A 10,000-nucleotide genomic window follows, 5' to 3' on the forward strand; every position below is an offset into this window, starting at 1 on the left:
GAAGATTCAGATGAGCCATAATATCCTGCAGATCATCAGGAGAGACAAAAAAGTCAAGCATCGATTTGGAAACGGCTTTCTCTTTTAAAACCCTGAACAGATCCGCAGCCCGTACATTGAGAGCAATAATCTTCAGGTCTGAAACCCGGAAAATGACGGCCGGGAAAGGTGAGGATTCAAGAAGAGTCGCATAATACTGTATGGTTTTTTTCATTTCACGAGGCCTGAACCAGTGATAGAGATAGAAAATACCAAAGAATGCACAGGCTATGATAAAGAAAAGGCCGATAAAAAGAATGAATGACTGTACAGACACGATTCAGCCCGACCGTATGGTAAATTTTTTCCCTGTATGCAACCCGGTCAAACCTTGCAATTCTGATTCCGTCTGACCGAACATGATGATGAGGAATTACACGGTAAACCCGCTTATACCTCCATGAATCTCTTCGGCATACCGTGCAACGGCCTCAATATGACCGGATATCTGTTCAATCGACCGACAGGATGAAGCACAGGCCTCTGCAGATGCCCCGGCATCACGGGCGGTCTCAACCATCAGATCACCTATTGTCCGAGCCCGTTCATTCAGATCGCGAATCCTGCTCTCCTGCTCATGTGATAGCATCCCGGTCTCCCGGCTCATGGTTGCGATAACCTCAACCTCTCCGGCCATCTTTTCAAATAAATGAACCATTTCACAGATGGCATGACTTCTGGACTCAATCTCTCCCTGGACCTGTGAGACCTTATCCCGCACCTCCCGGAATGCATCATGAAGCGCTCCAAGCGTCTGGGAAATACTGGTTGTGGACTCTTTTGACTGCACAGCCAGATGCTTTACCTCACTTGCAACAACCGCAAATCCCCTTCCATACCTTCCGGCATGAGCTGCCTCAATTGCTGCATTTATGGCAAGCAGATTTGTCTGGTTTGCAATATCCGTCACTACCTTGATGATCTTCTCAATGCTGATCAGCTCTTCATGGATACGGGAAATCCCACTGTCCACAGACCCGGCTGCTTCTGAAATGGCGTCAATTCCTTCCCGACTCTGTGTCGCCAGCACAACTCCCTGTGATGACATCTCATGCGTCCTTGCCGATGTCTCTGCAACCTCCTGCACCTTCTCATTCATCCCGCAGAGCGCCTGCATGGCAGTATCAGCACTCACAACCATCTGCCTGACCTCCTCCTGGACACTGACCGCCCGATCAGATACGGCACTCGTGTAACAGGCAAGGGTCTCAGCCTGCCCTGAAACCGCTGCAATCTCCCGTTTAATTCCATCAGCCTCTTCGGTCAGCACATCAGCGGCATTCCGAAGCACCGTGATACTTTCTGCTACCTGAACCCCGATATTGTCAAGCGAACTCCGGATGGTAGTAAAATCCCCTGTCACCTCAAGTTTTGAACTCATACGAGCCGTAAAGTCACCGGATGCATACCGGCTGCTCACCCGGTCAATCTCCCCGACAACTGCAGAGCACCAGATCCCAATCGAATCCATGGACTCCTTCATACTGGCAAAATCTCCCGGATATGCAATCCTCTCATCCATCCGTGAGGAGAAGTCACACGCTGCATAGGCCTTTGCTACCCGTTTCATCTCAAGAAGGGGGGTATTCAGCCTGACCAGCATCTGGTTCATCCCGGCAATCATTGCCTGATAATACCCGGATAGTCCAGACGTATCCCCTTTCACCGTAAGATTTCCCTCCATAACCGACATCGTGAAGGATTCAACGGTTGCAATCATGAGCTGCAGGCTGTCCAGTGCGCCGTTCAGATCCTGAATGATACCGAAAAACGGCCCTTCCTGTGGTGCCGGTATGTAGAGCGGAATCCATCCTGAGTTCATCTGGGAGATTCCGTCAGTCAGTGCACAAAACTGCACCTGTACCTGCTCCATCATGGTATTTATCGCCTGAATACCGGGCTGTAGATCCTCAGGGCAGGACTCAATCTCCATCCGGTGTGAGAAATTCCCTGCAGATATCTCTGCTGCCAGCTGTTCCAGTGCAGAAGAAAGAGCGGAATTATCAGGACTCGCGGCTTTTTCCTCAACCGGGGGGATAAGTTCTGTTATGGTCAGAAACAGGACCGAACGCTTGAGGAGAACCACTTCACAGACCCGGACGGTAATCAGGTGTGCAACCTCTGACAGGGTATCTTCGTGAACAAACCGAATCTCTGTCCCCGGATGATTCGAAACGTCCTGTATTGCATGATGCATAGAGAGCACGTCCCACTTCAGGATATTATTGTTCAGAAGGACATCAGCCGGGATGGGAATTCGGGAACCGGAAGTCATGGAGAGGATAGTCCCATCCATCTCTGCGAGGATCTCACAGGATTCAGAAAGAGACCTCCTGATCGTATCATATGACGGAAAGTCAGGGGGATTATCTGGTTTAATTAAGAACACCAGCATAACCGGCAGAGATGTACCTTCAGGGACTGTAGGAAGAGCCCGAATCTCATAAAACCCTGCCCCTGCCGGAAAGATGACCTCAGCTACCCCGGAGGTTATCCGTCCGGAAAGTGCAGCATCCCAGACCGACTCACCGGAAAGAAGAGAAACAGGCAGGTTTTTAAAATGCATTCCTTCCATAGTCTCGTTTTGAAACCCGGAGATACTAAGAAAGGCTTCGTTTGCATGTGAAATCGTCAGGGTATGATCACAGAGAAGAACCGGAACCGGGAATGAATCGATGTAATCATCCCAACATGAGAACGTATACGACCCTTGTGAAATATGCTGAATAAACGAATCTGCCGCAGCACCTTGTCTTGAAACAACAGAATTATGAATCATCGGCATGCACCTGCCCTGCAAAAGAAGTGTGTAAAGCGTTCATCAGTTCCTCCCCTTTGTAAAACCGGTAACAACTCTTCGGAATACATATCTCAAACCTGGCACCTTTTCCATAGGTTCCATTCTCAGTAATGCTCATCCCGGTCATCCCCAGAATTTCCCTGGTGTAAAAAAGACCAAGACCAGAATTCCGGCCCACTCCACGTTCAAAGATAACCTTCTTTTTATTATCCGGAATACCCATCCCGTCATCCTCAATGATGAGAAGGCCGGCGTCTATCCGCTCTACGAACCGAATCTGTATTGCAGAAACCCGGCACCCGTGCATCAGGGCATTTTCAACAAGATTGATGACGATCTTTCCAAACATCGGGTCTGTATACACCTCAAGCGTCCCGGTTGAATGGAGGATGGAGACATTCCCGAATTCATGAGAATGTTTGATATTCTCGATTATACGCGAGATAGAAAGCCACTTTGGTTTTTGAATCCCGATCTTCTGATACACATCAGAGAACATTAAGTGTTCCTGGATATTATTCAGGGAAATTCCCAGTTCTTTCACATCCTGCGCAATCTCCGGATATTTGTGCGAGAGTTCAAGCAGATTGTCATAATGAAAGAGCTGGGCGGTCAGTTCATTCCTGATATCATGCCGGGTGATCGTATTGAGGATATCGAGTTTTTTATTCGTCCCAATCAGGTTTTCCATCTCTTTATGCTCTTCCTGGAGGAGAAAGTGATGAAGAGCGTATGATATCTCCCGTGCAACATCCTGCACCATCGCCTGCTCATCCGGATCCCTGGCATATTCAGGCTCAAGGGTCACGGACACGATGCCAAAGACCGTTCCTGCATGTTCCAGTCTGACCGTAAGGGTATGAGAGTCATGATGGCCGGAGTAGAGCGGGCATGATACACAGGTCTCGTCCGGAGCACAGATAACCGGACCTGACCGGCTTTGCAGGGCTCTCTTGTAACATGAGGTCCTGTTCCCTGCCTGAAGATATGAGAGGAACCGGTCCATCTGCTCTTCAAGACCGGCATGATACACCCCGGACACATTCCCGTTTGCATCAAACAGGACAATACGCATGTTCTGATAGCCGGGTTCTGACGTAATCCTGCTACACAGACGGGCAAAAACCTCTTCTCTCATCTCATTCCCATGAATAGTGTCAGATACCTCCCGAAGAACCTGAAATATCCGGGAGAGATGCCGAAGTTTCTGCTGATCCCGGTACTGCCGGTATGCCTTCATGACCTTATCAGACAGTTCTGCATACTGAGATCTGGGCTCTCCTCCCTTCTGTACGTAAAAGGTGGCTCCTGAATTGATTGCCGATACCGCAACACTCTCTCTTCCCCGGCCGGTAAAGAGAATAAACGGAATATCACACCCATGACCTCTGATCGTTTGCAAGAGTTCGATTCCACTCATTTCAGGCATTTCATAGTCTGATATGAAGACATCCACCGGATACTCAGTCAGGTGTTCGAATGCCTCCTGAACTGATGAACATGAAGATACCCGTATATGGCCGGAGCGTTCAAGAAATGCCTTTGTGACCTCCAGAATATGGGCATCATCATCCACATGAAGGACGTGGACTGGAACTAGGGGAGGTGATGAGTGGTGCATCAGTATCACCCAAGTCTCCCGATCTTATCTGCAAGTTCCTGGGCCAGATCCTGCTCTATGAACATGGCTGATGCAAGACCGACCCATTTCGCCAGTTCTGTGCAGTGTTCAGGGCCGATATCCGGGAAATTCAGACCATTGAGATGAAACTTGGTCTGCCTTTCAAGGAGGGTGATTGCTGCAGGGCCGAGATATTCAACTGCAATCTCAAGCACTGCATCAGAGGTTTTGCTCATAAAAATCCCCCATTATTCAGAATCACTCATGCTGGTAGTCCTGGTGCATCAGGATCTTCAGACTGGTTATCATCCGTTTGAATGATGAGGCAAGTTCACCAATCTCGTCATTGCGACGGATGGTGATCGAGACATTCGTATCTCCCCTGCTTATCTTATTAGCCGATTCAATCAGCATGTGAATGTCACGGATCATCGTCCTGGAGAATACAAAGATGATAAGCCCTGCAGAGAGAATACCCAGGATCAGAATTAGATAGATGGTCTGGCCGACAAAGTCCATCCGGGTTTTCACAACCGCTGCATCCATATCCACACCAACGATACCGATAACCTCCCCCCTGGCATTCTTAATCGGTGCATACCCGGCAAGAACAGTTCCCCAGGGCCTTTTTACAAACTCCTTTTCAACAGAGGAACCTGAAAATGCCGACAGCATGGCAGGCGTCGGATTTGACACCGGGTTGCCTATCTTCACGTCCCGTTTCCCGATATTATACCCGCTGTCTATGACATACTCCATCCCGTCGCCCTGTTTTCTCGCGGTGAAAATCTTCACAATCTCATGATCGGCTTGGGACATATGGGCCAGTTGTTCAGCATTCATGAGGTAGAGGATTTCAGCCTCCATACCGGGTTTTAATTTGGCGATCTCATCACCGTTCAGGTCTGCTGCAGTGAGGGAGGCAAGAGCCACCAGCTCCTGCTGAGTTGATTCCTGTATTTTTTCTGTTGATGCACCGACGGTAAACAAAAATGTAAGTCCGGTAATCAGGATTACCAGGATAACAAAACCGGCGGTGAGTTTTGTCATGATTGAGTGCAGCATATCTGCCATAGAATGAATCTCTCCAAAAAGTCCCGAATCACTGACCGAAAGAACCGGACAGGATCAGGATGTATGCACATATGATCATATGCAGGTTCGATAATGATTCGGCATAGAATCTATTGTCAGATATAGTGAGAATAGAGAACTATAGAGATATCATATACCTCCTGATCCACCATATCTCTCTATATTCTCTGTCGGAAACCGGAATAATACCGGGATGACAATGGGTGTCGGGATTTATCATGTCTCATACGATGAACACTCCGGTTCTCCGGATGGCAGGAATCATACTCCTGCTCTGTGCCGTCTTCTGTGCCACTGCCCCGGTAATGGCAGAAGAGACGACGTTAAGTATATCTGGCTCAACAACCGTTCTTCCGATCGCCTCTGCATGTGCAGAAGCATTCATGGATGCTCACCCAGATATTGATGTTCAGGTCAGCGGTGGAGGATCTGGTGCCGGTATCAAGGCAATCGGTGAAGGTGTTGTCAGCCTTGCAATGGCATCCCGTGAACTGAAAGACGAAGAGAAGTCCAAATACCCGAAACTTCAGACCGTTCCAGTCGCGAAGGATGGTATTGCAGTTATTGTAAACCCTGAAAACCCCGTAGAAGCACTTACTCTGAAACAGATCAAGGACATCTACACCGGGACCATCACCGGATGGCAGGATGTTGGCGGAGAGACTGGCAAGATTGAGATCGTCGGTCGTGACAGTGCATCAGGGACCAGAGAGTTCTTCTTTGAGAAAGTCCTCAACAAGGAAGACTTTACCAAGTTCATGCTTGAAAAGAACTCAAACGGTGCAGTCCAGCAGTACGTCTCCCAGACCCCGACCGCCATCGGATATGTCGGTATGGGCTTTGAAGATGGTGTAAAGGTCATTGAGATCACGAGCACCGATGGAAAGAACTCAAAGCCATCAGTTGCAACCGTAAAGTCCGGTGAGTACCCGCTCTCCCGTGAATTATACTTCGTCACCGCCGGTGAACCGGAAGGCCTTGCAAAAGAGTTCCTCGACTTTGTCCTGAGTGCTGAAGGACAGAAGATTGTCGAAGAACAGGGCTTTGTAAGCATCTAAGAGAATCGTTCGAACCGTACAATCCGTTGGAGAGAATAACTCTCTCCATTCCTGTTCTTCTATTCATCATACGGCATTTTCTATCCGGAATCGATATTGCCATCAACGAACCGGATGACACGGTCAAAGTACTCCTCATGCCAGGGTTCATGGGAAACCATCACGATAGTCTGTCCATGCTCCCGGTTCAGACGTTGAAAGAGGTCAAGGACCATTCGTGAAGAGGCAGTATCAAGATTGGCACACGGCTCATCGGCAAATACAATTTCAGGCTCATTCATGAGGGCTCGTGCAATTGCTACCCGTTGCTGCTGACCACCGGAGAGTTCACGTTTCAGATGATGAGCCCGGCCAGAAAGACCAACCTCATCAGCAAGCCTCATAGCCCTATCCATCACCTGATAATAATCCATTCCCAGACCAAACCCCGGCACAGCGATGTTCTCCACTACTGTCAGATCCTCAATGAGAGCATAGTCCTGAAAGACATACCCCATGGTTTCCAGTCGAAATCGGGATCGTTTTTCATTGGAGAGCAGAGAGACATCTGTTCCAGAAATCAGGACCTTTCCTGAGCTTTGGGAGTCAAGAAGTCCGATGAGATGAAGAAATGTGGATTTTCCACTTCCGGATGGCCCCATAACTCCCACAAACTCTCCTTTCTCTATCCGGACCGAAACACCCCGTAATGCATGAACGCTGACATCACCCATCAGGTATGTTTTTCGAAGGTCGCAGGTCTCAATCATCGGTTCACCAGATCCAGAATCTCTTCAGAGGTTGCCTGCCTTGCAGGAATGAAACCGGCTACCAGGGACACGACACCCAGAACTATGAGGGAAGGAAGAAGGACAGTCAGATCAAACACCGGATACACTGCACCGGCTGGAAACTGAAGAGGAAAAGCCCTGAAATATTCACTCAGGCCCGTAAAGAGTGCCACCCCGCAGAGAGCACCAGAGACGTAGATTACAGCAACCTGGACCAGATAGTCCCTGACGATATCCCGCTCAGGAATCCCGATAGCCTTGAGAATGCCAATCTGTCTTCTTTGATGGGTTGTGTTGATATATACCACAATGAAGATGACAATGCTTGCAATAACGAGGGAAAAGACCAGCATGATAGAGTTCAGGAGGGAGAAACTCTTCAGTGCATCGCCAATTATTCCTTCTCCTTTTTCTGTTACCGTCTTGATATCATCATGAATTCCAAACTCCATAAGCCGTATCTTGGTCTGTGGAAGTGTGTCTGCATCAGATGAGCGGATGAGAATGAGAGACGATTTGTCAGTCGCTCCAAGCACTGATTCCAGCTCTTTTCGTGTGATGAATGCTTCATTATCAGCAGAGATGGAGCCAGTCTCAAATATCCCTGCCACGGTCATTTTCCTGACAACACCGTTCTGAAATATTACTTCCAGGGAATCACCGGCATGAACCCCGCCCAGCGATTCCATTTTATCCTTTTTCTCATCATCATGACCGGCAAGTACTGACCCGAGCAGAATCATATTAGTGTCACCATCAGAGAGATACCGACCTTCAGTTATCTTCCCAGAGGTCTTTGTGACACGCTCTTCATCTGACGGGATAATTGCAACAACCCCCCGTGATAGAATCATTTTATCCGATTTCAGCGAAGTGCTGACGATAAAATGTGACGAGGCTGCAGCGATACCAGGAGTCCGCTCGATGGTCCTGACCAGCGTATGAGTATCTGAAAGAACCTGAGTATCATCATCCGGTTCGATAATCAGGTCAGCATACTGGTAATCACTGACCTGCTGATTGTATGCTCCGGTAATTCCTGCGGTAAGGGAGGGCATGAAGACCATCAGTACAAAGGATAATGCCACAATCATAATGGTAAGGAGAAATGTCCCTTTATTCCCTCTTTGTATTGCACGAACGGCCAGATACACCGGAAGATTGACCGTTTTCATACCGAATTCTCCGACTGCCGGCGACGATACACCACGATACCACCACCGATGAGACACAGAATAATAACAAACGGAATGAGCAACGGATTTCCCCGGGATGTAATAGTCAGCGAGAGAGTATCATCCATGACATATTCTACCCCTTCATGCTCCATCCTGACCGTTATCGGGATCTGAAAATCTCCGGCGGGAGCTTCCTGAAGGTAAAATACAGCAGGTCCGTCATTATCCGGTTCAATTTTCCCGACAAAGGCCTCTTTTGTCCCTTTTACCGGGGCATCAATGACTGCCCTGACTCCATTTGCATCCCCGGTCCCCGTGTTCTCAATCCGGACGATGAGAGAGAAGGGCATTCCCTCCGAAATCCGGACCGGATCTGAAGTTACTGCGGCAATGGCAAGATCCGGTTTTCCGGAAATTTTGATCGGTACTTGTTCGGCCTGTGTCAGGATCGTCCCTCCTGCGGTACTGTACCGGAGGGTGCAGGTGAGGAGTGAGATTCCTTCTGGTGTCTTCCGGCTGGTTGAAATCGTAAGAGGGATGCTCACATCCTCATCTGGGCCAAGGCGTGATATATGGGTTACCACCTGACTAGTCACCGAGATTTCAGGGCTTGCCGGACTGATATTCACCATAATTTCAGATGCAGCCGTATCACCGTCATTATGAAGAACAAGAGTCCCCGCTGCGTCATCTCCGGGTATTACCGAGGCAGGAATCTGTTTTGTAATCTGCAGGGCAGGATTCTTCTGTACCAGGCTGTCATCATTGACATTCACCGGTATCGGATATTTCAGGCTCCTTCCTCCTTCGGTTGCGATATGGAGCTCTGGAAAGTAGATTCCGGATTGATGCGGAGCCTGCACCAGGAATGTCAGGGGTACTGACTGCCCCGGACCAACCTCTCCGACCCGGCGGTAATCCCCTGACTCCACACGAAGTCCATTCCCAAAGAGAGAGACATCTGAGAGGTAGACATTGATATCCCTCGTCTCAGTTACCGACTGGCCCGTTGTCTGATCCCCACCGGTTTTTATTACCGATGCACCTTTTGCCGTGTTTGATACCTGGACGGTAATGAGAGCAGAGCCTCCGGGCATGATCACGTCAGGTCTGACCTCATACGAGGAGATTACAATGGTCGGTTCACTTGCAGTCACAATTCCAGTAAGTCCTATCCCCGCCAGAATGATAAGGAAAGAGATGAGAATGCAGACTATTCGGTACTGAGTTGTTTCTTTTTTTATCCGGCATGAAAGGAGAGATGCAGGACATGCTGACACTTGCGTCATTTATTATAACATAAATGTCAGTATTCTGACATAAATGTTACTGACATGCGTGTCATTATATTATCACACAACCAACATTTCTCCCATGCCTCGGGTAGTCCCGGAATACAAAGAAGAAGCAAAGAAACGAATACTGGAGGTTGCCACCCG

General features: G+C 48.7%; 9 protein-coding genes. 1 reads left to right on the plus strand and 8 read right to left on the minus strand.

The window, feature by feature from the left end; translation table 11 throughout:
* From LDL35_RS01850 to LDL35_RS01870, 5 genes are all read right to left on the minus strand, one after another.
* On the minus strand, positions 1 to 316 hold a 316-nt coding region (locus LDL35_RS01850; RefSeq protein ID WP_304018915.1), incomplete at its 3' end, for a hypothetical protein.
* 96 nt (positions 317 to 412) lie between these two features.
* Complete coding sequence (locus LDL35_RS01855) at positions 413 to 2,818, minus strand: methyl-accepting chemotaxis protein (RefSeq protein ID WP_304018920.1); 2,406 nt, start codon at positions 2,816 to 2,818, stop codon at positions 413 to 415.
* Complete coding sequence (locus LDL35_RS01860) at positions 2,808 to 4,460, minus strand: response regulator (protein ID WP_304018923.1); 1,653 nt, start codon at positions 4,458 to 4,460, stop codon at positions 2,808 to 2,810. Before LDL35_RS01860 ends, LDL35_RS01855 begins: the two co-directional genes overlap by 11 nt.
* A 5-nt stretch (positions 4,461 to 4,465) precedes the next feature.
* On the minus strand, positions 4,466 to 4,696 hold the full coding sequence (locus LDL35_RS01865; RefSeq protein WP_304018925.1) for a hypothetical protein: 231 nt from the start codon (positions 4,694 to 4,696) through the stop codon (positions 4,466 to 4,468).
* Between the two features lie 22 nt (positions 4,697 to 4,718).
* Entirely contained in the window at positions 4,719 to 5,534 is an 816-nt protein-coding gene (locus tag LDL35_RS01870; RefSeq protein WP_304018927.1) for a HAMP domain-containing protein, read from the minus strand.
* Between the two features lie 239 nt (positions 5,535 to 5,773).
* Here LDL35_RS01870 and LDL35_RS01875 point away from each other — a divergent pair, with 239 nt between their 5' ends.
* On the plus strand, positions 5,774 to 6,613 hold the full coding sequence (locus LDL35_RS01875) for a phosphate ABC transporter substrate-binding protein (protein WP_304018929.1): 840 nt from the start codon (positions 5,774 to 5,776) through the stop codon (positions 6,611 to 6,613).
* Positions 6,614 to 6,693: 80 nt separating this feature from the next.
* Here LDL35_RS01875 and LDL35_RS01880 read toward each other — a convergent pair whose 3' ends face one another.
* From LDL35_RS01880 to LDL35_RS01890, 3 genes are read right to left on the minus strand one after another with little or no spacing between them, the layout of a single operon-like run.
* Entirely contained in the window at positions 6,694 to 7,362 is a 669-nt protein-coding gene (locus tag LDL35_RS01880; protein ID WP_304018930.1) for an ABC transporter ATP-binding protein, read from the minus strand.
* On the minus strand, positions 7,359 to 8,558 hold the full coding sequence (locus LDL35_RS01885; RefSeq protein ID WP_304018932.1) for an ABC transporter permease: 1,200 nt from the start codon (positions 8,556 to 8,558) through the stop codon (positions 7,359 to 7,361). The genes LDL35_RS01880 and LDL35_RS01885 overlap by 4 nt, the downstream gene beginning before the upstream one ends.
* Positions 8,555 to 9,850: a hypothetical protein gene (locus tag LDL35_RS01890; RefSeq protein WP_304018934.1), complete on the minus strand. Its 1,296-nt coding sequence runs from the start codon at positions 9,848 to 9,850 to the stop codon at positions 8,555 to 8,557. Before LDL35_RS01890 ends, LDL35_RS01885 begins: the two co-directional genes overlap by 4 nt.
* Positions 9,851 to 10,000 lie beyond the last annotated feature (150 nt).

Source organism: Methanospirillum hungatei, assembly GCF_020216685.1.
Taxonomy (GTDB): domain Archaea; phylum Halobacteriota; class Methanomicrobia; order Methanomicrobiales; family Methanospirillaceae; genus Methanospirillum; species Methanospirillum hungatei_B.

What these genes read in the sequence shown, in the direction of transcription:
- LDL35_RS01855 (WP_304018920.1), bottom strand. Translation starts at nt 2,818, where the DNA reads ATGATTCATAATTCTGTTGTTTCAAGACAAGGTGCTGCGGCAGATTCG.
- LDL35_RS01860 (WP_304018923.1), bottom strand. Translation starts at nt 4,460, where the DNA reads ATGCACCACTCATCACCTCCCCTAGTTCCAGTCCACGTCCTTCATGTG.
- LDL35_RS01865 (WP_304018925.1), bottom strand. Translation starts at nt 4,696, where the DNA reads ATGAGCAAAACCTCTGATGCAGTGCTTGAGATTGCAGTTGAATATCTC.
- LDL35_RS01870 (WP_304018927.1), bottom strand. Translation starts at nt 5,534, where the DNA reads ATGGCAGATATGCTGCACTCAATCATGACAAAACTCACCGCCGGTTTT.
- LDL35_RS01875 (WP_304018929.1), top strand. Translation starts at nt 5,774, where the DNA reads ATGTCTCATACGATGAACACTCCGGTTCTCCGGATGGCAGGAATCATA.
- LDL35_RS01880 (WP_304018930.1), bottom strand. Translation starts at nt 7,362, where the DNA reads ATGATTGAGACCTGCGACCTTCGAAAAACATACCTGATGGGTGATGTC.
- LDL35_RS01885 (WP_304018932.1), bottom strand. Translation starts at nt 8,558, where the DNA reads ATGAAAACGGTCAATCTTCCGGTGTATCTGGCCGTTCGTGCAATACAA.
- LDL35_RS01890 (WP_304018934.1), bottom strand. Translation starts at nt 9,850, where the DNA reads ATGACGCAAGTGTCAGCATGTCCTGCATCTCTCCTTTCATGCCGGATA.